At 59.2% G+C, this 20317-nt stretch carries 21 protein-coding genes and 1 riboswitch; of the genes, 17 read left to right on the top strand and 4 right to left on the bottom strand.

Annotated features, from left to right (window positions below; all coding sequences use genetic code 11):
• Positions 1-120 precede the first annotated feature (120 nt).
• Positions 121-813 carry a 16S rRNA pseudouridine(516) synthase RsuA gene (rsuA, locus tag PG900_RS12365; RefSeq protein ID WP_016351327.1) on the top strand — a complete coding sequence of 231 codons (693 nt, stop codon included), beginning with the start codon at positions 121-123 and terminating at the stop codon, positions 811-813.
• Positions 814-824: 11 nt separating this feature from the next.
• Here the strand turns inward: rsuA and PG900_RS12360 are convergent, their stop codons facing one another.
• Positions 825-1730, bottom strand: coding sequence for a DMT family transporter (locus PG900_RS12360; protein ID WP_270831529.1), 906 nt, complete (start codon positions 1728-1730; stop codon positions 825-827).
• A 225-nt stretch (positions 1731-1955) separates the two neighbouring features.
• On the opposite strand from PG900_RS12360, the gene PG900_RS12355 reads away from it, so the two are divergent.
• Positions 1956-3593, top strand: a complete 1638-nt coding sequence (locus tag PG900_RS12355; RefSeq protein WP_201905171.1) for a peptide ABC transporter substrate-binding protein — start codon at positions 1956-1958, stop codon at positions 3591-3593.
• A 10-nt stretch (positions 3594-3603) separates the two neighbouring features.
• Complete coding sequence (gene yfcE / locus PG900_RS12350) at positions 3604-4146, top strand: phosphodiesterase (protein WP_073350892.1); 543 nt, start codon at positions 3604-3606, stop codon at positions 4144-4146.
• A 57-nt stretch (positions 4147-4203) separates the two neighbouring features.
• Here yfcE and PG900_RS12345 read toward each other — a convergent pair whose 3' ends face one another.
• From PG900_RS12345 to flgA, 3 genes are all read right to left on the bottom strand, one after another.
• On the bottom strand, positions 4204-4617 hold the full coding sequence (locus tag PG900_RS12345; protein WP_011706649.1) for a flagella synthesis protein FlgN: 414 nt from the start codon (positions 4615-4617) through the stop codon (positions 4204-4206).
• Positions 4617-4937, bottom strand: a complete 321-nt coding sequence (gene flgM, locus PG900_RS12340; protein WP_011706648.1) for a flagellar biosynthesis anti-sigma factor FlgM — start codon at positions 4935-4937, stop codon at positions 4617-4619. The genes PG900_RS12345 and flgM overlap by 1 nt, the downstream gene beginning before the upstream one ends.
• 90 nt (positions 4938-5027) lie before the next feature.
• Positions 5028-5633, bottom strand: a complete 606-nt coding sequence (flgA, locus tag PG900_RS12335) for a flagellar basal body P-ring formation chaperone FlgA (protein ID WP_016351323.1) — start codon at positions 5631-5633, stop codon at positions 5028-5030.
• Between the two features lie 222 nt (positions 5634-5855).
• Between flgA and PG900_RS12330 the strand changes: the two genes are divergently transcribed.
• From PG900_RS12330 to mgtE, 14 genes are all read left to right on the top strand, one after another.
• Complete coding sequence (locus PG900_RS12330) at positions 5856-6767, top strand: chemotaxis protein CheV (protein WP_011706646.1); 912 nt, start codon at positions 5856-5858, stop codon at positions 6765-6767.
• A gap of 18 nt (positions 6768-6785) precedes the next feature.
• A complete protein-coding gene (locus PG900_RS12325; RefSeq protein ID WP_011706645.1) occupies positions 6786-7610 on the top strand; it encodes a CheR family methyltransferase in 825 nt (274 codons plus the stop codon).
• A 63-nt stretch (positions 7611-7673) separates the two neighbouring features.
• Positions 7674-8072 carry a flagellar basal body rod protein FlgB gene (gene flgB / locus PG900_RS12320; RefSeq protein ID WP_011706644.1) on the top strand — a complete coding sequence of 133 codons (399 nt, stop codon included), beginning with the start codon at positions 7674-7676 and terminating at the stop codon, positions 8070-8072.
• Positions 8072-8491 carry a flagellar basal body rod protein FlgC gene (flgC, locus tag PG900_RS12315; protein ID WP_011706643.1) on the top strand — a complete coding sequence of 140 codons (420 nt, stop codon included), beginning with the start codon at positions 8072-8074 and terminating at the stop codon, positions 8489-8491. Before flgB ends, flgC begins: the two co-directional genes overlap by 1 nt.
• Positions 8492-8506: 15 nt before the next feature.
• On the top strand, positions 8507-9235 hold the full coding sequence (locus tag PG900_RS12310; RefSeq protein WP_011706642.1) for a flagellar hook assembly protein FlgD: 729 nt from the start codon (positions 8507-8509) through the stop codon (positions 9233-9235).
• Between the two features lie 10 nt (positions 9236-9245).
• A complete protein-coding gene (flgE, locus tag PG900_RS12305) occupies positions 9246-10580 on the top strand; it encodes a flagellar hook protein FlgE (RefSeq protein WP_016351321.1) in 1335 nt (444 codons plus the stop codon).
• 135 nt (positions 10581-10715) lie between these two features.
• A complete protein-coding gene (flgF, locus tag PG900_RS12300; RefSeq protein ID WP_011706640.1) occupies positions 10716-11462 on the top strand; it encodes a flagellar basal-body rod protein FlgF in 747 nt (248 codons plus the stop codon).
• Positions 11463-11476: 14 nt separating this feature from the next.
• Entirely contained in the window at positions 11477-12265 is a 789-nt protein-coding gene (gene flgG / locus PG900_RS12295) for a flagellar basal-body rod protein FlgG (protein ID WP_011706639.1), read from the top strand.
• 14 nt (positions 12266-12279) lie between these two features.
• On the top strand, positions 12280-12951 hold the full coding sequence (gene flgH, locus PG900_RS12290; RefSeq protein ID WP_011706638.1) for a flagellar basal body L-ring protein FlgH: 672 nt from the start codon (positions 12280-12282) through the stop codon (positions 12949-12951).
• An 8-nt stretch (positions 12952-12959) separates the two neighbouring features.
• The gene (locus tag PG900_RS12285) at positions 12960-14057 is read left to right on the top strand and encodes a flagellar basal body P-ring protein FlgI (RefSeq protein WP_043163375.1); all 1098 of its coding nucleotides are present in this window, start codon (positions 12960-12962) and stop codon (positions 14055-14057) included.
• A 44-nt stretch (positions 14058-14101) separates the two neighbouring features.
• Positions 14102-15193, top strand: a complete 1092-nt coding sequence (gene flgJ / locus PG900_RS12280) for a flagellar assembly peptidoglycan hydrolase FlgJ (RefSeq protein WP_024944830.1) — start codon at positions 14102-14104, stop codon at positions 15191-15193.
• 3 nt (positions 15194-15196) lie between these two features.
• Positions 15197-17197 (top strand): FlgK family flagellar hook-associated protein, encoded by a 2001-nt coding sequence (locus PG900_RS12275; RefSeq protein WP_270800222.1) that lies wholly within the window; start codon positions 15197-15199, stop codon positions 17195-17197.
• A 4-nt stretch (positions 17198-17201) separates the two neighbouring features.
• A complete protein-coding gene (gene flgL / locus PG900_RS12270) occupies positions 17202-18410 on the top strand; it encodes a flagellar hook-associated protein FlgL (protein WP_270831528.1) in 1209 nt (402 codons plus the stop codon).
• A 214-nt stretch (positions 18411-18624) separates the two neighbouring features.
• A riboswitch (M-box (ykoK) riboswitch) is annotated at positions 18625-18794 on the top strand.
• Between the two features lie 120 nt (positions 18795-18914).
• Positions 18915-20258 (top strand): magnesium transporter, encoded by a 1344-nt coding sequence (gene mgtE, locus PG900_RS12265; protein ID WP_270800226.1) that lies wholly within the window; start codon positions 18915-18917, stop codon positions 20256-20258.
• Positions 20259-20317: the final 59 nt, after the last annotated feature.

The following is a 20317-nucleotide window of genomic DNA, read 5'->3' as shown; positions in this document are numbered from 1 at the left end:
TAACACCGGCGCCCCGGTTCGTCATGGCGACATGCGTGGCTGCCGTGGCGCTTAGTGCTGGAGTTGTCGGCCCCGGCCGATATAATGACGCCCCTTTCTTGATGGACTCTGAGGTTGTGCATGCGGCTCGATAAATTTCTTTGCGATTGTTCCGACTTGACCCGCTCGCTGGCGGGCAAACTGATCCGGCAGGGAGAGGTGATGGTGGACGGTATCGTGGTCAAGCAGCCCGCCTTCCACATCAACGAGCAGAGCCAGGTGGAATTTGACGGTGTCACCCTGACCCTGGATCAGCGCAACCGCTACTTCATGCTGCACAAGCCGGAAGGGTATGTCTGCTCCAACGAAGACCCGGATCACCCCACCGTGTTCTTCCTGATGGATGAGCCGGCCATGGGCAAGCTGCACGTGGTGGGGCGGCTCGATCTCGACACCACCGGTCTGGTGCTGGTGACCGATGACGGTCAGTGGTCCCATCGCATCACCTCTCCCCGCCACGAGTGTGCCAAGACCTACCACGTCTGGCTGGCCGACCCGGTCAGCCCGGATGCCATCGCGCTGTTTGCCGAAGGGGTGTTGCTGCGCAGCGAGACCGAGAAGACCCGGCCGGCCCAGCTGGAGATCCTGGGAGAGTGTGAGGCGCGTCTGACCATCCATGAGGGCAAGTACCATCAGGTGAAGCGGATGTTTGCCGCCATCGGCAACAAGGTGGTGGGACTGCACCGGGAGCGGGTGGGTGACTTGACGCTGGATGAAGAGCTGGCACCGGGCGAATATCGCGAGCTGACTGCCGACGAGATCGCCCGGTTCTGACCCTTCGGGAATCAGTGTCCGCTGGCTCCCAGTACCAGCGTGGTGCCCAGGGTCGCCAGCAGGGCGCCGGCCCAGGCCGCCAGGGAAGGGCGCTGACCCGAGTGCCACCACAGCAGTGGCAACAGGATCACCGGCGTGGTGGAGGAGAGGATCGCCACCATGCCGACGTCCCCCTGGCGCAAGGCGACCAGGATCAGCGTCATGCCCATGGCCATCGCCAGAAAGCCGTTGATGCCGATCATCCCCAATACCTGGCGGTTGATGGGGTTGTGCGGCAATGACAGTGGTACTCTCAGCACCCGCAGGGTGCAGTGGGCCAGCAGGGCGCTGCCCATGCGGATGCCGGAGGCGCTGATCGCATCCACGGTGCCACTCATCATCACTGGTTTGGCGATGATGGCACCCAGGCTCTGGCAGAAGGCGGCGGTCAGGCCCAGACCGATGCCGATGACGAGATGGCCGCGCACCTGTTCCCATTCGCTCTGCTGAGCATTGCCACGGCGGCCGAACAGGATGGCCAGCATGACACCGGCAAAGACCAGCATGGCCCCCACCAGTCGCCAGCCACCGAGCTGCTCACCAAACAGCCAGAGGCCGAGCAGGGCGGAGAAGAGGGCATGGCAGGAGAACAGCAGGCCGCTGCGTCTTGGCCCCAGCCGGTTCATGCAGGCAAACAGGGCGGTGTCGCCAACGAAGATGCCGATCAAGCCCGACAGTGCCAGCAGGGGCAGGGCGCTCTGGGTCAGGGTCTGCCAGCCACCGGTGGCCAGACTGGCCGACCCCAGCATCAGGCTGACCAGCAACATGCGCCAGCGGCTATAGGCAAAAGCCCCCAGGTGGCGCGCCGGTTTGACGGAGATAAGGGCAGCTACCGCCCATAAACTGGCTGCTGCCAGTGCCAGCCACTCGTACCCCATAAAAACTCCTGAAAATGTAGCCAGATGCAGGACGCAGGCGACAACCGCTCGCACCTCATAAAAAACTACGGAAAAAAATAGCCCGAGAGACTCCATCTCTTGGGCAAGCCCGATACAATACGGGGCGTCTTCGGGGATAACAAGCGCGGCATCATGCATTCGTATTCAGGCGCGCCGCCGGCCTTCCCCCTTCTTGAAATAAGTGTTTTGAACGAGGTTTATGTCATGGTTTTGTGCCCCGCTTCCCGGCCAGCCCGTCGCTGGCTCTCCCCCTTGCTGCTGGGTCTGCTGCTGGCGCCGCCGCTGCAAGCGACCACGGTATCCCAGGAGCCTGCGCTGTCTGATCGTCAGACCCTGGTCAAGGGCAATGGCGCCGAACCCGAGTCCCTCGATCCGGCCCAGATCCGCTCCGGTTTTCCCGGTGAAGTGGTGTTGGTGGATCTGTTCGAGGGGCTGGTTAGCGAAGATGGGCAGGGGAGGATCGTGCCGGCCCAGGCCCAGCGCTGGGAGACCAGCGAGGACGGGCTGGTCTGGCGTTTCTTCCTGCGCCCCCAGCTCAAGTGGTCCAATGGTGACGCGCTCACCGCCGCCGATTTTGTTTATGCCTGGCGCCGTCTGCTGGATCCGGCCCAGGCCTCGCCCTCAGCCGGCCTGCTGCTGGCGACCGGCATCAACAATGCCCAGTCCATCTACGCCGGTGCGCTCGATCTCAACACCCTGGGGGTGGAGGCGGAAAGCGACCAGATCCTCAAAGTGACGCTGGAGCGGCCGGTGCCCTACTTCCTGCAGCTGATAAGCCAGCGTCCCTTCGTGCCGGTCAACCAGAAAGCGGTCAGCCAGTTCGGCAAGCAGTGGACCCAGCCCGGCAAGCTGGTGAGCAATGGCGCCTACAAGCTGGTGAACTGGGTGCCCAATGAGCGTATCGAGGCCGAGCGCAACGTCCAGTACTGGGATGATGCCCACACCCGGATCCAGCGGGTGACCTACCTGCCGCTCGTCTCCCAGCATGCCGAACGGCTGCGCTACGAGGCGGGGGAGATACAGCTCACCAACAAGGTGGCGCTGGAGTATTACCAGAAGACCAAGGAGGCGACCCCCGAGCGGATCTGGGGACTGCCGCTATTGGGTACCTACCTCTACACCTTCAACCTGCGCCGCCCCGAGCTGCAGGACGTGCGGGTACGCCAGGCGCTGGCCATGACCATCGATCGGCACCTGTTGACCGAGAAGGTCAGCGGGCAGGGAGAGCAGGCCGCCTGGTCGCTGCTGCCCGGCATGCCGGGCTACGAGGCGCTGAGCTCCCCCCTGGCCCTGCAGGATCAGCCGACCCGGTTGGCCAAGGCGGCAGCACTGCTGGCCCAGGCGGGCTATGACAGTCAGCACCCTCTCAAGCTGACGCTCACCTACAACACCTCGGAGAATCACAAGAAGCTGGCGCTGGCGGTCGCGTCCATGTGGAAGCCGCTGGGGGTTGAAGTGACGCTCAACAACATGGAGTGGAATGCCTATCAGGTGGCCAAAGACAGCGGTGATTTCATGCTGGCCCGCTCCTTCTTGTTCGGGGATTACGTGGAGCCCTCCGCCATGCTCAACAGCTTCCGCTGCCAGGATCCCCAGAACGAGAGTGGTTACTGCAACCCGACCTTCGACGGCTTGCTGCAGCAGGCGGCTGATACCCTGGATGGCAATGCGCGGACCGGGCTCTACCACCAGGCCGAGCAGCTGCTGATGGACGAGATGCCGGCCATTCCCGTCTATCACTACAACCAGATGCGGCTGGTGGATCCCACCCTGCGCGGCCTGCCGGTGCAGAACCTCAAGGGGGCGATCGCTACCAAGGATCTCTACTTCAGCCAGCAGTAAGGAGCTTGCCATGAAAATTGCCATTCTTTCCGACCTGCACGGCAGCCTGAGTGCGCTGGAGCGGGTGCTGGACCAGCTTGCCCCCTGGCAGCCGGATCACTACCTGCTGCTCGGCGATCTGCTCAACCACGGCCCGCGCAACCCGGTGCCACCGGGCTATGCCCCTGCGGCCGTGGCCGAGCGACTCAACACGCTGGCTTCCCGCATCATGGCAGTGCGGGGCAACTGTGATTCGGAAGTGGATCAGATGCTGCTGGATTTCCCCATCACAGCCCCTTACAACCAGATGCTGGTGGATGGTCGGCGCTGGTTTGTCAGCCACGGCCATCTCTATCGGCCTGCAGAGGTGCCGCTGCCTGCCGGCAGCCTGTTCATCAGCGGTCACACCCATTTGCCCGTGTTGCAGCGCGAAGGGGAGCTGGTGCTGATGAACCCGGGATCCATCTGTTTTCCACGCGGCAATCTGGCGGCAAGTTATGGCCGTTACGAGGATGGGGTGCTCGGTATTCACGCCTGTGCGGACAGTGAAGTGCTGTTGCGGCTGGAACTGTAAAAGATAGGGGGTTGGGATGCTCGTGCTGCGGAGCAGCCAGCCGTCATAACGGGGAAGTCAGGCCTTGATGCCGATGGAGCGGGTACCGGAGCGGGTATTGCCCTTGGCGTCATAGGTCAGGGAGTTGCGATCCCGCAGCTTGCTCAGATAGCTGGCCAGCCGGCGGTTGGAGACGATGCTGAGCTCGAGCAGGCGCCCGTTCAGATCGTTCTGTTCCTGGCAGGCATCGAGTTTCTCACGCAGGGTGCGCATCTGCTCGGGGTAGGCATTCAGTTGCTGTTTCAGGTCTGGCAGCAGCGCCATGGCCTTGTCCAGCTCTTCAATATCGGCAAGCAACTTCTGCTTGCGCTCTGCCAGCTCGGGCAGCGCCAGCGCCTGGTGCTGCTTGAGCAGGTTGAACTCCTCCTCCAGCAAGCCTTGCATCTGGGAGAGGTAGTCGTCTTGAGTGTGCAGCAGCGAAGGTAAATCCATTATCCCAGCAACTTGTCGAGGTTGGATTCGAAGCTGAACATCTTCTTGGCCACAGCTTCGCTGTTGACCTGATATTCACCATTGGCCACGGCTTTCTTCAGGCTCTCGACCCGGCTTTCATTGCCGGTGGAGGCTGAATTGAGGTTCTTCTGCATCTGTTGCAATTGCTGCGCCTCGCTGGTCAAGGAGACGGAGTCGGTCTTGACGGTCGCCGCACGGTTATCGGGGGACGAGGTCGCTGGTTTGGTATTGGCACCCTGGCTGCTCCCGGTATTTTGCAACCGGTTGTTCGCCAAGTTGTTGATATTGTTAATAGCCATAGTGTTTACCTTCGTCTGCTTTGCTGTTCGCTTACCTGTTTATCGGTGGTCATCGCCATAACTTTAGAAAAAAAGTGATCTGAAAAACACTCAGAAGGTGACCACCACGGAGCCAACAGCGTTGACTTTACCCTGCACCGTTTTGCCTGAGCGGATATTGACGAGCCTGATCATGTCTCCGAAGCTGCCATCTTGCAAGGCTCGGGCCATGGTTTTGATTTGCATGCTGCTATTTTCTGCGCTGAGGGTTACCTGATCGCCCTTGCAGACCACGCAGACCTGACTGAGCCGGATAGGCTGGCCTGGCTTGAGCTCACGTTTGCTGCGCACGCCAATGAGAGCCGTGGTATCGCTGAGATAGTCGCCGCGGATCAGGGTCTGATCCTGATAGGCCTGTGTCAGCACGCCTTCGCTCAGAATATCGCCCTTGGCCACCGGGGTGGAGACGGTCACATAAGGCTTCTGTATGCTGACCCGCACCGGCAGGTAGAGATCCCAGGGCTTCTCTTCCTCGCACTTGAGGTAGACGGTGGTATTGCGACGGATCTCCATCTTGGCCGGCAGCGTGATGGCAAGATGTTCGTCGCAGCGACTCAAAGGCAGGCGTTCATCTATGGAGGCTGCCTGCACCTGTACCTGAGCATCGAGCGGGACATCGAGCTGGCCGAGCACAAAATCCTGCGCCTTTTCTTGCAAGTAACTGGTCACCTCGGATGCCGTGGCGTGAGAAATGCCGCAAAACAGCAGTAAGGTGAGGAAAAGTCTACTAATCATTTTCGCTCGCTGGCCGATAAGTTGTTCACGTATATCACCATATTTAACTATGCTTGCTTCAGAATTCGTTCGCAGTGACATCGATAGTCTGACGCAAGCCAACACGCATGCATGATTAATGCCAAGCGTTTTTAGGGAGTGTTTATGGCCAGTATCCTGGACTCGGTCAACCAACGTACCCAGTTAGTTGGGCAAAACCGGCTGGAGTTATTGTTGTTTCGCCTCAACGGACGTCAAAGATTTGGCATCAACGTATTCAAGGTACGTGAAGTGTTGCAGTGTCCTCCCTTGACTGTCATGCCCAAGCTCAACTCCTGCATTCGTGGGGTGGCCCATATCCGCGGCCAGACCATCTCGGTGATTGACCTCAGCATGGCGATGGGCAAGCGTCCGATCGAAGATCTGACCAAGTGCTTCATCATCATCTCCGAATACAACCGCTCCATTCAGGGCTTCCTGGTGCACTCGGTCGAGCGCATCATCAACATGAACTGGGAATCCATCCTGCCGCCGCCGAAAGGGGCGGGGCGCATCAACTATATGACGGCAGTGACCGAGGTCGACGGTGAGTTGGTCGAGATACTGGACGTGGAACGCATTCTCAACGAAATCTCGCCGGTATCGACCGAGGTCAGCAAAGAGCTGGTGGAAGCCAGCGTGGAACATCCGACTCTGGGACGTCCGGTGTTGGTGGCTGATGACTCTTCCGTGGCTCGCAAGCAGGTACAGCGTGCTCTCGAAGCCATCGGCGTGCAGTGCGTATTGGCCAAGGATGGGCGTGAAGCGCTCAACATGTTGCTGGAAATGTCCAAAAACGGTCCCATCAAGGATCAGATCGCCTTGGTGATTTCGGACATCGAGATGCCGGAAATGGATGGTTATACTTTTACCGCCGAGATCCGCAACAATCCCAATCTCAAGGACTTACATGTTATTCTGCACACATCCCTCAGTGGGGTGTTCAATCAGGCCATGGTGCAGAAAGTTGGTGCGAACAATTTCATTGCCAAATTCCAGCCGGATGAATTGGCCAAGGCCGTACAAGGCGCACTCTAATCAAGAAGAACAAACTGCATGAAGACACTTTCGGACGACTTATACAAACAATTCAGCAATTTTCTGGCGGTACAGAGCGGAATCGTGCTGGGTGACAACAAACAGTATCTGGTCAAGAGTCGGCTTTCACCCTTGATGACTCAGTTTGGTATTGAGAGTCTGTCTGATCTGGTTACTCGAGCGATGAGTGTGCGTGAGCGTGACCTGAAAATGGCAGTGGTTGATGCCATGACTACCAATGAAACCCTGTGGTTTCGCGATACCTACCCCTTCCAGCTGCTGACGGACAAGATATTTCCCGAGCTCGGCAAAAGTGGTCGACCGATCAAGATCTGGTCTGCTGCCTCCTCTTCTGGGCAGGAGCCCTACTCCATTGCCATGACGGCCCTGGAACAGCAGGTCAAAAAACCGGGCACCTTGCCTGGTGGGGTGCAGATCGTCGGGACTGATATTTCCAGCACCATGCTGAACCAGTGCAAGGAAGGGGTGTACGACAGTCTGGCGCTGGCTCGCGGTCTGTCGCCCGAGCGCAAGAAGCTGTTCTTCGAACCTTACGGCGACAACAAGATGCGGGTGGTGGAGCGTGTCAGAAAATTGACCACCTTCCGGCCATTGAACCTGCTGGAAAGTTACAGCCTGCTTGGCAAGTTCGACATCATCTTCTGTCGCAACGTGCTCATCTATTTTGCACCGGAAGTGAAATCCAAGATCCTCAACCAGTTTGCTGCCAGCCTCAATCCCGGCGGCTATCTGATGCTGGGGGCTTCCGAGTCGCTGGCCGGGTTGACCGACAGGTTCGAGATGATCCGGTGCAACCCCGGCATCGTCTACAAGGTTAAATGATCCCCGCTTAAATCCCTCTTTGGCACACCTCTTGCTAACAATTTATCAAGCAGGAGGTGTGCTATGGCAATTTCATTCGACAAGGCATTTGGTATTCATCAATACACGCTGAGCGTTCGCTCCAAGCGTGCAGAGGTGTTGTCCAGCAACATTGCCAACGCGGACACGCCGGGCTTCAAGGCTCGGGACATCAACTTCTCGCAAGCATTGGAAGAGGCCCAGCAACAACAGGGCTTTGGCCTTGCCACGACCAGTGAGAAGCATTTCGCCCTGCAGATGGATGCCCCAGGTGTTACGCAATATCGCAATCCCCTGCAGCCCGATACCGGTGATGGCAACACGGTCGACGTGCAGCAGGAGCGCAGCGAGTTTTTGCGCAACAGCCTTGAATACCAGACCTCCCTTGAATTTATGAACAGCAAGATCAGCGGCCTGCTGAAGGCCTTGAAAGGAGAACAGTGATGAGTTTGTTCAAGGTCTTTGACATTGCAGGCTCGGCCATGAGTGCACAGTCTGTTCGCCTCAACACGGTAGCCAGCAACATGGCCAACGCCGACAGCGTCAGCTCCAGCGTGGAAAAAACTTACCATGCCAGGCGGCCAATTTTTGCCGCCCAGCTGGATCAGGCCATGTCGGACAAGCAGGCGTCGGCCGGGGTTGAAGTAAAGGGGATTGTCGAGAGCGAGGCCCCCTTGCTCAAGGAGTACAACCCCAACCACCCCATGGCGGATAAAGACGGCTTCATCTTCAAGCCCAACGTCAACATGGTGGAAGAGATGGCTGACATGATCAACGCCTCGCGCAGCTATCAAACCAATGTGCAGGTTGCAGACTCTGCCAAAAAGATGCTGCAGCAGACGCTCAACCTCGGCAAGTCCTGACAGGGGGACGCATAGATGGCAGATACAACCAGTGGCGTGAACGGCATCGGCCGCACGACCACCCAGACCACGGGCACGACATCGACGCCCAAGAAGGAGCTGGATCAGGAGTCGTTCCTGAAGCTGCTGACCATGCAGCTCTCCTATCAGGATCCGTTCAAACCGGTGGACAACGCCCAGATGCTTTCCCAGATGACCTCCATGTCGACGTCACAGGGGATCAGCAGCCTCTCCAACCAGATTGGCAGCCTCAATAGCCTGATGACCTCCAGTCAGGCGCTGCAAGCCTCGGCGCTGGTGGGACAAAACGTCTTGCTGCAGAGCAATGTCGGTTACCTGGAAAAAGACGGTTCTTTGCCAGGCGTGGTCGCTGTGGGTACAGAAAACAAGTATTCGAACGTCAAGATCACCATCGAAGACGAAAGCGGGCAGGTCATCAAGGAGTTTCCCCTGGAAGGTGACCAGAAGGGCAACGTCGAAATTGTATGGGATGGCAAGGACAAGGACGGAAACCCGGCCAAAGAGGGCAAATACACCCTCAAGGCAAACGGTACCGTGGACGGGAAGTCGGAGAGTGTCCCGATCTTTGCCTATGGCAAGGTCGACAGCGTGATCCTGGGTACGGCAAGCAATCCGACTCAACTCAATTTGAAAGGCCTCGGTACAACAAGCCTGAACAGTATCTTGCAGATTGCAGGTACGGTGAAAACACCATCAACCCCCACGCCAACAGCATCGATCTAAGGAGCTGGATATGTCATTTAACAATGCCTTGAGCGGTGTCAACGCGGCACAAAAAGATCTGAACGTTACCGCCAACAACATTGCCAACGTCAATACCACGGGCTTTAAAGAGTCTCGTGCCGAGTTTGCAGACGTATACGCCAACTCCATCTTCGTCAATGCCAAGACCCAGGTCGGCAATGGTGTGGCAACGGGGGCGGTGGCACAGCAGTTCCACCAGGGGGCGCTGCAGTTCACCAACAACGCCCTTGATTTGTCCATTCAGGGCAACGGCTTCTTCGTGACGTCGGACGGTCTGACCAACCTGGATCGTACCTTTACCCGAGCCGGTGCCTTCAAGCTGAATGAAAACAGCTATATGGTCAACAATCAGGGCAACTATCTGCAAGGTTATGAAATCAACACGGATGGGACGCCCAAGGCGGTCAGCATCAACGCCACCAAACCGATTCAGATACCGGATCGGGCGGGTGAGCCAAAAATGACCGAGCTGGTGGAAGCCAGTTTCAACCTGAGTATCGAGTCGAAAACCAAACCAACGTCACCGGCTGCGTTTGATCCGACCAACTCGGCCACCTTTGCCCATTCAACCTCGGTGACGATATATGATTCGCTTGGTGCCCCCCATGTGATCACCAAATATTTTGTCCGCCATGAGGATCCGGCTGCCCCGGGAACACCGCTGACACCGGGTACCTGGAGCATGTACATGTATGAAGGGAACAAGCCCATCGATATCGCTGGTGGTTCACCCAGCCCGGCTGCAGGTATCCCCACAGGCGTGAAGATGACGTTTACCTCCGGTGGCAAACTGGATCCCACGCTGACTGTTCCAGTTGACCCGATCAAAACCGTCGCTCTTGGCACGACGGCCGGGATCATCAACAACGGTGCCGATCCCACCCAGACATTGGAGATCCGTCTCGGTGATGTGACTCAATACAGCTCGCCTTTCAACGTCACCAAACTGACTCAGGATGGTGCCACCGTTGGTAACCTGACCAAGGTCGAGATTACGCCGGACGGCATTGTGTCGGCGACCTACAGCAATGCGACCACGTTGAAGGTTGCCATGGTGGCACTTGCCAAATTCGCCAACTCGCAAGGATTGACCCAGGTCGGTGATACCTCCTGGCGCCAGTCTCTGCTGTCTGGCGATGCGCTGCCCGGCACCCCCAACTCGGGCACCTTGGGCAGCATCAAGTCCTCTGCGCTGGAGCAATCCAACGTGGATTTGACCTCCCAGCTGGTCAACCTCATCACCGCGCAGCGCAACTTCCAGGCCAACTCCCGTTCGCTGGAAGTGAACAGCTCCCTGCAGCAAACCATACTGCAGATCCGCTAATCATCCTCTTGTTAACAAAGGGCGCTTCGGCGCCCTTTTTCATGGGTATTTGCCGCCTTGGCGACCCGAGGTAATGGGGATTGGCATTCAAATTGCAGTTCCTCTGTCAGAGTCATCAGTTTGACGGAGGATCCCATGGATCACCTGCTATACATCGCCATGTCGGGCGCCAAGGAGAGCATGAACAGCCTGGCTGTTCGAAGCAACAACCTGGCCAACGCCAATACCACCGGCTTCAAGTCCGACTTCGAGCAGGCGCGCAGCATGCAGGCGTTTGGCGAGGGGCTGCCCACCCGGGTGTTCGCCATGGCGGAGCGGCCAGGCCAGAACCTGCAGCATGGCATGCTGATGACCACGGGTCGGGATCTTGACGTTGCCGTCGACGGCCAGGGCTGGATTGCGGTGCAGGATCCCAAGGGCGGCGAAGCCTATACCCGCATGGGTAATCTGCAGCTGAGCGCGACCGGCAACCTGCAAACCTCCACCGGGTTGAACGTGGTGGACGATGGCGGTCAGCCCATCGTGCTGCCGCTGCCGATGGAGAAAATTGAAATCAACCGGGACGGCACCATCAGTGGCCGTCCGGAAGGGGCCGCCGCCAACCTGCCGGAGAATTTCCAGCGCATCAAACTGGTCAATCCGGCGGTGGATGCGGTGGAGAAGGGGCAGGACGGCCTGTTCCGTCGCAAGGATGGCCAGAATGAAGCGGCATCGGCCACTGTCGGCCTTATCGCCGGCTCCCTCGAGGGGAGCAACGTCAACGTGGTCGATGAAATGACCAACCTTATTCGGTTGCAACGTCAGTTTGAAACCCAGGTCAAAATAATGAAGACCGCGGAAGAGAATGACGAGGCTCAAACCCAGCTGCTGCGTATCAGCTAACCAAGGAGTTTTACATGAACCCTGCACTCTGGATCAGCAAGACCGGCTTGGATGCACAGCAGACCAACATCTCGGTTACCTCGAACAACCTGGCGAACGCCAGCACCGTGGGTTACAAAAAATCCCGGGCCATCTTCGAGGACTTGCTCTATCAAAACATCAACCAGCCCGGTGGCCGTTCATCGGCCGACACCGAGCGCCCTTCCGGCCTGATGCTGGGGGCGGGTGCCAAGGTAGTGGCCACCCAGAAGAACCACAGCCAGGGCAACGTGCAAACCACGGACAACTCGCTGGATCTGATGATAAGCGGTCGTGGCTACTTCGAGATCCAGTTGCCCGATGGCAGTGCGGCCTATACCCGTAACGGCCAGTTCACCCTCAACAGCGAAGGGACCATCGTCACACCGGGCAACGGCTATCCGTTGCAGCCAGAGATCCAGATCCCGGAGAACGCCCAGAGCGTGACGATTGGCGAGGATGGCCAGGTGTCGGTGCAGCTCAAAGGGGATGGCGCCTCCCAGGTGGTGGGGCAGATCAACACTACTGACTTCGTCAACGCCTCGGGCCTGCAGCCCATGGGCGAGAACATGTTCGTCGAGACCCAGTCCAGCGGTGCGCCGGTGCAGGGTGTCGCCGGGACGGACGGACTGGGGGTGATCAAGCAGGGCATGCTGGAGACCTCCAACGTCAACGTGACCGAAGAGCTGGTGAACCTGATCCAGGCCCAGCGGGTGTACGAGATGAACTCCAAGGTTCTCTCGGCGGTGGATGGCATGATGTCCTTCCTGATCCAGCGCACATAAGTAGGAGGCGCATGATGAAAGCCATATGGATGCTGGGACTGCTGGCGTTGGGGGGCTGCAGCAGCACGCCCAATACCGCCAAGCCCGATGATCCCGAGTTTGCCCCCGTCTACGGGGAGTCGGAGCCGGTTTCGGTCAGACCGACCGGTGCTATCTTCCAGCCCGATCAGGTCAACGGCATCTATTCGGACATCAAGGCGCACAAGGTGGGCGACATCATCACCATCGAGCTGGCCGAGTCCACTTCCGCCTCCAAGAAGGCCAATACCCAGAGCGGCAAGGATAATAAATTCACCATGAATCCGGCTGTGTTGGGCGGTGTGCCGGTGACCGCCGGCCCCTATGATCTGTCGGCCTCCCTCAGCCAGAACGGCGCCTTCAAGGGGCAGGCCAAGGCGGATCAGAGCAACAGCCTGCAGGGCAACATCTCCGTCAGCGTGGCCAAGGTTCTGCCCAACGGCAACCTGCTGGTGCGCGGCGAGAAGTGGATCATGCTCAACAACGGCAACGAATATATCCGGATCACCGGCATGATCCGCCCCGAGGATGTGACCACCGACAACAGTGTCTCATCCCAGAAGGTGGCCAATGCGCGCATCCATTACGGTGGCACCGGCGATCTGGCCAATACCCAGGAACAGGGGTGGCTCACCAGCTTTTTCAATGGCCCCTGGTGGCCGCTCTAGGAGGTGTTATGAAGTCGCTCCGTCTTGTTGCCCTGTTCTGCTGCCTGTTACCCCTGGGGATAGCCCATGCCTCCCGGATCAAGGACATCAGCTCGGTGGAAGGGGTACGTAGCAACCAGCTGATCGGCTACGGTCTGGTGGTCGGTCTGCCGGGCACGGGTGAGAAGAGCAACGCCTTCACCGAGCAGACCTTTCGCACCATGCTGAACAATTTCGGCATCAAGGTGCCGGACAACATCAAGCCCAAGATCAAGGACGTGGCGCCGGTGGCCATTCATGCGGATCTGCCGCCGTTTGCCAAGCCGGGCCAGACCATAGACGTCACCGTGTCGGCTATCGGCGAGGCCAAGAGCCTGCGCGGCGGCACCCTGCTGCAAAGCTTCCTCAAGGGGCTGGATGGCCGGGTCTATGCGGTGGCGCAGGGCAGTCTGGTGGTTGGCGGGCTGGGTGCCGAGGGGGCTGACGGCTCCAAGGTGGTGATCAATACCCCGACCGTGGGCCGCATCGCCAACGGAGCGACCGTGGAGCGGGAAGTCCCGAATTCCTTCAGCCAGGGGGATACCATCACCTTCAACCTGAACCGCCCCGATTTCACCACGGCGCGCCGGCTGGCGGACGTGGTCAACGATCTGGTCGGCCCCAACACGGCGCAGGCGCTCGATGCTACCTCGGTCAAGGTCTATGCACCGCGGGACCCGGGCCAGCGCGTCTCCTACCTCGCCACCATCGAGAACCTGGAGGTGGATCCGGCCAGCGAGGCAGCCAAGATCATCGTCAACTCCCGGACCGGCACCATTGTCATCGGCAGCCAGGTGCGGCTCAAGCCGGCGGCCATCAGTCACGGCGGCTTGACGGTCACCATCGCGGAAAATCAGCAGGTGTCCCAGCCCAATCCTCTCTCCGGCGGGCAGACGGCGGTCACCAACAACTCCACCATCAACGTGCAGCAGGAGCAGGGACGCATGTTCAAGCTGGATACCGGGGCCACCCTGGATGATCTGGTGCGGGCAGTGAATCAGGTCGGGGTGGCTCCCGGCGATCTGATGGCGATCCTGGAGGCGCTGCAACAGGCCGGCGCCATCGAAGGCCAGCTGGTCATACTGTAATAAAGCGGCAAGGGGTTGCCACGGGCGGCAATGAGGTAAGCAAAATGGCAGAGTTAGATACCAACAGCGGCGTGAATCTGGGCATGGTGCAGGATATCCAGAACCTGGATCGCCTGCGCCAGCTGAGCCAGAGCAAGGAGGGCAAGGCGGATGCGCTCATGGCGGCGTCTCGCCAGTTTGAGTCCATTTTTACCCAGACCCTGTTCCAGAGTATGCGCCAGGCCAACCAGGTATTGACCCAGGACAGCCCCTTCAACAGCAGCTACACCCAGTTCTACGAGGGGATGCTGGATGAGCAGCGGGTCGCCGACATGTCGAGCAAGGGTGGCATCGGTCTGGCTGCCATGGTGGCCAAGCAGCTCTCGCCGGAGACCTTTACCCATCACGACGGGCGGGTGCTCAAGATGCCGCAGCGTACGGAGCGGGTCTATAAACCCTATCAACCCCCCACCTCGGCCGCCAACGATCTCATCTCAGCTTCAAAAGTTGGCAAAGATTTTGCTGACAAGGAGATGAGTGGCGATGTGCAGCCTTTGGCAACGGCTCATCGCAGTCGCCGCACCATACCGCCGATGGGGCCTGCGCAAGTGGGACACGGCATTCGCGGTGCCAAGGCGCTCGATGAAACGACACAGGTGTTTGACACCCCTGAAGAGTTTGTCAACCGGCTGATGCCGTTGGCCAAGAAGGCGGCCGACAAGCTGGGATTGAGCCCGGCAGTGCTGGTAGCCCAGGCGGCGCTGGAAAGCGGCTGGGGCAAGCGGGTGATCAAGAACGGGGAGGGGCAGGTGACCCACAACCTGTTCGGCATCAAGGCCGATCCGCGCTGGGAAGGGCCCAAGACGGTGGTCAGCACTCTGGAATACGAGAAAGGAGTGGCATCGCGCCAGAAGGCGGCGTTTCGCTCCTACGAGTCGTTCGAGGAGAGCTTCAACGACTATGTCGATTTCCTGACCTCGGGTTCCCGCTACAAGGGAGCCCTGGCCAAGGTGGACAGTCCGGACCGTTATTTCGAAGCCTTGCAACAGGCTGGATACGCCACCGACCCGCACTATGCCAGGAAACTGAAACAGGTATTGCGCAGTGATGCCATTGCCGGCTACTCCGCGACCAACAATACAGAAATGGAGCTGTAAGTCATGGCAAGCGATCTGCTTGGAATTGGTACCTCGGGTGTGATGGCCCAGCAGCGACTGCTGCAGACCACCAGTAACAACATCGTCAACGTCAATAGCCAAGGCTATGTGCGTGAACGGACCCTGATCTATACCAATGCCAACGGACTGGGTACCGGCGACATGCTGACCGAGCGGGTCATCAACGCCTATGCCCAGGGAGAGGTCAGACGCGACACGTCCGCCTTCTATGCCTCTTCCACCCGTTATCAGCAACTCGCCAACACCGACAGCCTGCTGGGTGACACCAGCAACAGCGTCGGCGCCGCCATCAGCTCCTATTTCGAGGGCTTCCATACTGCCAACGAAGCGCCTGCCGACATCTCCGGCCGCAAGACCACCTTGAGCGGGCTGAGTGGCATGGTGAACCGCTTTCACACCCTGTCGGCCCAGCTGGACAAGCAGACCGACACCATCAACACCACCATCGGCGATGAAGCCAAGCGGGTGAACAGCCTGATCAACAGCATCAACGATCTGAACCAGGCCATCATTCGCACCCAGGGCACGCCGGAAGAGAACCTGATGCTGTTCGACCAGCGCGACGAGGCCATTCGCCAGCTCTCCGAGAAGATGGAGATCCGTACCGTGCCGCAGGCCAACGGCAGCATGCTGGTCAACATGAGCACCGGCCACTCCTTGGTGCTCAACGGCAGCGTTGCCCAGCTCAGCGTGGTGCCGGGCAATCCCGATGCCCGTGAGTCCGAGTTGCAGCTGGTCATGGACCCCAACAAGATCACCCTGAACAACAAGGATATTGGTGGCGGTCTCGGTGGTCTCTTCTCCGCCCGCAACGATCTGGAGCCGGCCAAGTGCGAGCTAGGTCAATTGGCAGCCGCCATGGCCGATGCCATGAACCAGCAAAACCGGTTGGGGATGGATCTGGACAACGAACTGGGGGGGGATCTCTTCTCTCTTGGCTCGAGCGATGGTCTGACCTACAGCCAGAACACCGGCAGTGGTGCCGCCAAGGTGAGCTTCGTGCCCGGCAAGGGCACGGAAGTGACTACCTTTGATTACGAAGTGCAGTTCAGCAGCGCCACCGGTTACGAGGTGTTTTCGGTGGACAAGGATGGCAACCGCACTTCGTTGACCACAGGTACCACGCCGCCCGCCACGGTGCAGGTGGCGGGTCACGGTATCCAGATCGATCTCTCCGGTACCCCGGCGGCGGGGGATAGGATCCTGCTGCAGCCGACCAAGCGGGCAGCCGCCGGCTTGGGTCAGCTGGCTACCCGGGCCGAAGATCTGGCGCTGGCATCGCCGCTCAAGGCCGATAAAGGCAAGAACAACTTCGGTTCGGGCGAGATCAAGCTCAATGGCATTACCAATACCGGTGCCGGCTCAGGCTTTGGTATCAACAGTCTGAATCCGGCCTCACCTCAGATAGTGAAGATAGACGGCAGCGGCAACTATGAGGTCTATGCGGCGGACGGTACCACGTTGATTGGGGTAGCCCCCGCTTCCAGCAAGGGACAGAACCTGATGGCTGCCCTCGAGAGTCCACTGGGTGGGCCCAAGGTCTACGCCACCCCGGCCCAGACTCCGGGGTACGAGTTCAGCATTACCGGCAAGGTGGAGGCCAAGGACAGCTTTACCCTCAGCTATAACACCGACGGCTTTGCCGACAACGCCAACGGGCTGGCTCTGGCGGATCTGCAGAACAAGGATCTGGTGCGCAAGAGCAGCAACGCCGGCACCAGCAACGACAAGATGACCTTCAACGAGGCTTACTCCAGTCTGGTGACCGGGGTGGGCAATACCGCCAGCCAGGCCAAGAGCCAGCTCAAGGCAGACGAAACGAAATTGACCCAGAGCAGGGGGATTTTCGAGAGTGTCTCCGGCGTCAGCCTGGAAGAGGAAGCGGCCAACCTGATCCGTTATCAGCAGTCCTATGCCGCCTCCGCCCAGATCGTCAGCACCGCCAAGACCATTTTCGATACCCTGTTGTCATCAGTGAGGTAAATCGATGCGTATCACCACCAACATGGTCTATGACCGCAATATCTCCTCGCTGAACGGCGCCAACGAGCGGCTGAGCACGGCGTATGAGCAGCTGATGACCGGCAACAAGTTCAAGACGGCGGGGGAAGATCCCTCCGGCATGAGCCAGAAGCTGGCGCTGACCAAGGAGATCGATCTCTTCAAGCAGTACGGGGTCAACGGCAGCCTGCTGGAAAACAGCCTGGGCCACGAGGAGACGGTGCTGACCGCCCTCAACACCGCCATGACCAGTGCCCAGACCCTGATCCAGAAGGCGAACGACTCGGCGGTGGGCTATGAGGATCGCCAGGCCATTGCCAGCGAGCTGGAGGGGCTGCAAAAGCAGATGTTCGACCTGATGAACAGCAAGAACTCCCAGGGCGAATATATCTTCGGCGGCAACCAGAGCAAGACCCAGCCCTTCATTCAGGATGCCAGCGGCAATTATGTCTTTCAGGGGGATACCGGCCAGCGCAACATTCAGGTGTCGCCGACGGTGCAGATCCCTGCCAACGATTCCGGCTTCAATCTGTTCGAGATTGTGCCGACCCGCAGAACCAGCAGCGCGGGGAGCGCCAATATTCAGGTAGGGGTGGCCGATCAGGGCCACTTCGACAGCTTCTATCGCAACAACTACGACCCTTCGCTTGCCAGCAACCAGTATACGGTGAACACCATCGCCGGCACGCCGGATACCTATGAGATCAGGGATGGCGGAGGTGCCTTGCTGCAAAGCGGCGACTATATGGCAGGCAACAAGATACCCTTCAACGGACTGGAGCTGACCCTGTCGCTGCCGGCAGGGGGGGCGGCGCAAAACTTCGTGCTGGATCCGCCCCAGAACAACAACATCCTCGATGGCATGTCCGACTTCATCACGGCGCTGCGGGATCCCAACATCACGCCGGATACCTTCCAGCTGAAGGTGGCGGATGCCACCGCCCACATGAAGAATGCCCGGCTGAACGTGGATCAGGGGCTGGGGGAGATTGGCGGCAGAATGAACGGGCTGGAGCAGGTGATGGGCTCGAACGAAGGGCTGAGCACCTTGAACCAGCAGGCGAGGGCCAAGGTCTCCGAAACGGATCTCTATGAGGTGATTGCCACCTTGTCAAAAGAGGATGCGGCACTGAGCGCCACCCAGCTCTCCTTCAGCAAGATCAGCAAGCTGACCCTGTTCGACTACATTCGTTGACCGGTCACCCATCGCTCGCGGCCCTGATGGCTGCGAGCGATAGTTACCCGCTTGGCCCCTGTTTTTCCCGCTCGTTTATCCTCATTCAACTCCCCATGCCGGCCAATTGTAACAAGCTGTTGCCACAGGCTATTTAGCGCATTGCGACGGGTTGACTCCTATTGAGCATTCGATAATCATGCAGCCCGCACAACAGAGGGTTGTGCGCATATTTGCAGCATCTCGTTAGGCGAGGCTCCTGTATAAACACAGGCCACTGATCTCACGACGTCCAGAGACGCCCAAGATCAGGACAGTTTTCATCGGATTAAGGTGTAAACCCAAGTGGCTTCCGGCATACCGGATACGTTATGCAGTGCTAAAGCTGGTACGTGGGGATGATGACACGCCGGACGGCGTCATTTCCTGCCTATTACTCGTCAATCAAATTGCTGTTTTCTTTCAGACGGCGACGGATCACCGTTCGCGCTCAGGCTTGCCTGAAATCACATAAGGTCATTTGTGATGAAGAAAACACAGACTCTACTCAATCGTCATCAACTGCTCGATCTGGCTGCCCTGCAGGGCTGGCTGGAGCACAACCTGGATCCGGTTCAGCGTGCCGATCAGCTGCTGACCCTGCGTCCGGAAGAGCTCAACTGCATCTTCGATACCCTGCCCACTGCCGATGGGGCGGCGCTGCTCAGTTCGCTGTCTGCTGACTGTGCCGGGCGTCTGCTGATGCGGCTGCATGCCAGCATCGTCAGCGTGTTGCAGGGGGCCATGCCCCGTCGCGACATGCTGGCCATTCTGCGCCGGCTGGGCAGCAGTGATCGCACCATGCTGCTTGCCCGCTTCCCGGAGCATGTACAGTCCACCTTCTACTCCCTGCTCGACTGGCCGACCGAATCGGTGGGCGCCAACATGCGCCACGAATTCCTGGCCATTGGCGATCAGGAGACGGTGGGCAGCGCCAAGCAGCTGATCCACGATGCCTGGGACAACGCCCAGCTGTTCCAGAACCTCTATGTGGTCAACAACGACCACCGCCTGCTTGGCAGCATCTCGCTCAAATCCCTGCTGATTGCCGACCCGCAACTGCCGGTGAGCGAGTTGATGGACCGGGAGACGGTGCGCATCAACGCCCGGGCGGATCAGGAACTGGCCGCCCGCCTGTTGATTGACCGCGACATCTCTACCCTGCCGGTCGAGGATCAGGGCAAGCTGGTGGGGATCTTCCACGTGGACGATGCCGCCGACATCCTGGAGCTCGAATCGACCGAGGATGCGGAGATGCAGGGTGGCTCCTCGCCACTCGACACTCCCTATCTGCAGGCGACTCCCTGGCAACTGTGGCGCAAGCGGGTGGGCTGGCTGCTGATCCTGTTCGTGGCCGAAGCCTATACCGGTACCGTGCTGCGGGCGTTTGAGGAGCAGCTGGAAGCGGCCATCGCGCTGGCCTTCTTCATTCCGCTCCTGATCGGTACCGGCGGCAACAGTGGTACCCAGATCACCACCACCATAGTGCGAGCCATGGCGGTCGGGGAGGTGAGCCTGCGCAACCTCGGCACCGTGCTGAAAAAGGAGATCTCCACCGGTCTGCTCATCTCGGCCGCCATCGCGCTGGCCGCCTGGGTACGGGCCTGGAGCCTGGGCGTTGGCCCCCAGATCGGCATGGTCGTTACCCTGACCATCATCGCCATCGTGCTGTGGAGCGCCACCGTTGCTTCTGTGATCCCCATGGTGCTGCGTCGCTTCCGCATCGACCCGGCCGTGGTATCCGCCCCCTTCATCGCTACCCTGGTGGATGGTACCGGTCTTATCATCTACTTCGAGATCGCCAAGCTGCTGCTGCCCGAGCTGCAGTAAGCCGCCATCCCGAAAATGCAAAAGGCAGCCCGCGGGCTGCCTTTTTTGTTTCGCCGCTT

The sequence above is a fragment of the Aeromonas sp. QDB03 genome, from assembly GCF_027707985.1.
GTDB classification, from domain to species: Bacteria; Pseudomonadota; Gammaproteobacteria; order Enterobacterales; family Aeromonadaceae; genus Aeromonas; species Aeromonas hydrophila.
Note: the sequence above shows the minus strand (reverse complement) of the source record. Positions and strands in the feature narration are given on the sequence as shown.

What these genes read in the sequence shown, in the direction of transcription:
- PG900_RS12275 (WP_270800222.1), top strand. Translation starts at nt 15,197, where the DNA reads ATGGCAAGCGATCTGCTTGGAATTGGTACCTCGGGTGTGATGGCCCAG.
- PG900_RS12330 (WP_011706646.1), top strand. Translation starts at nt 5,856, where the DNA reads ATGGCCAGTATCCTGGACTCGGTCAACCAACGTACCCAGTTAGTTGGG.
- flgG (WP_011706639.1), top strand. Translation starts at nt 11,477, where the DNA reads ATGAACCCTGCACTCTGGATCAGCAAGACCGGCTTGGATGCACAGCAG.
- flgJ (WP_024944830.1), top strand. Translation starts at nt 14,102, where the DNA reads ATGGCAGAGTTAGATACCAACAGCGGCGTGAATCTGGGCATGGTGCAG.
- PG900_RS12345 (WP_011706649.1), bottom strand. Translation starts at nt 4,617, where the DNA reads ATGGATTTACCTTCGCTGCTGCACACTCAAGACGACTACCTCTCCCAG.
- PG900_RS12360 (WP_270831529.1), bottom strand. Translation starts at nt 1,730, where the DNA reads ATGGGGTACGAGTGGCTGGCACTGGCAGCAGCCAGTTTATGGGCGGTA.
- PG900_RS12310 (WP_011706642.1), top strand. Translation starts at nt 8,507, where the DNA reads ATGGCAGATACAACCAGTGGCGTGAACGGCATCGGCCGCACGACCACC.
- flgH (WP_011706638.1), top strand. Translation starts at nt 12,280, where the DNA reads ATGAAAGCCATATGGATGCTGGGACTGCTGGCGTTGGGGGGCTGCAGC.
- flgE (WP_016351321.1), top strand. Translation starts at nt 9,246, where the DNA reads ATGTCATTTAACAATGCCTTGAGCGGTGTCAACGCGGCACAAAAAGAT.
- flgL (WP_270831528.1), top strand. Translation starts at nt 17,202, where the DNA reads ATGCGTATCACCACCAACATGGTCTATGACCGCAATATCTCCTCGCTG.
- PG900_RS12285 (WP_043163375.1), top strand. Translation starts at nt 12,960, where the DNA reads ATGAAGTCGCTCCGTCTTGTTGCCCTGTTCTGCTGCCTGTTACCCCTG.
- PG900_RS12325 (WP_011706645.1), top strand. Translation starts at nt 6,786, where the DNA reads ATGAAGACACTTTCGGACGACTTATACAAACAATTCAGCAATTTTCTG.
- flgM (WP_011706648.1), bottom strand. Translation starts at nt 4,937, where the DNA reads ATGGCTATTAACAATATCAACAACTTGGCGAACAACCGGTTGCAAAAT.
- flgF (WP_011706640.1), top strand. Translation starts at nt 10,716, where the DNA reads ATGGATCACCTGCTATACATCGCCATGTCGGGCGCCAAGGAGAGCATG.
- flgC (WP_011706643.1), top strand. Translation starts at nt 8,072, where the DNA reads ATGAGTTTGTTCAAGGTCTTTGACATTGCAGGCTCGGCCATGAGTGCA.
- yfcE (WP_073350892.1), top strand. Translation starts at nt 3,604, where the DNA reads ATGAAAATTGCCATTCTTTCCGACCTGCACGGCAGCCTGAGTGCGCTG.
- flgB (WP_011706644.1), top strand. Translation starts at nt 7,674, where the DNA reads ATGGCAATTTCATTCGACAAGGCATTTGGTATTCATCAATACACGCTG.
- mgtE (WP_270800226.1), top strand. Translation starts at nt 18,915, where the DNA reads ATGAAGAAAACACAGACTCTACTCAATCGTCATCAACTGCTCGATCTG.
- PG900_RS12355 (WP_201905171.1), top strand. Translation starts at nt 1,956, where the DNA reads ATGGTTTTGTGCCCCGCTTCCCGGCCAGCCCGTCGCTGGCTCTCCCCC.
- rsuA (WP_016351327.1), top strand. Translation starts at nt 121, where the DNA reads ATGCGGCTCGATAAATTTCTTTGCGATTGTTCCGACTTGACCCGCTCG.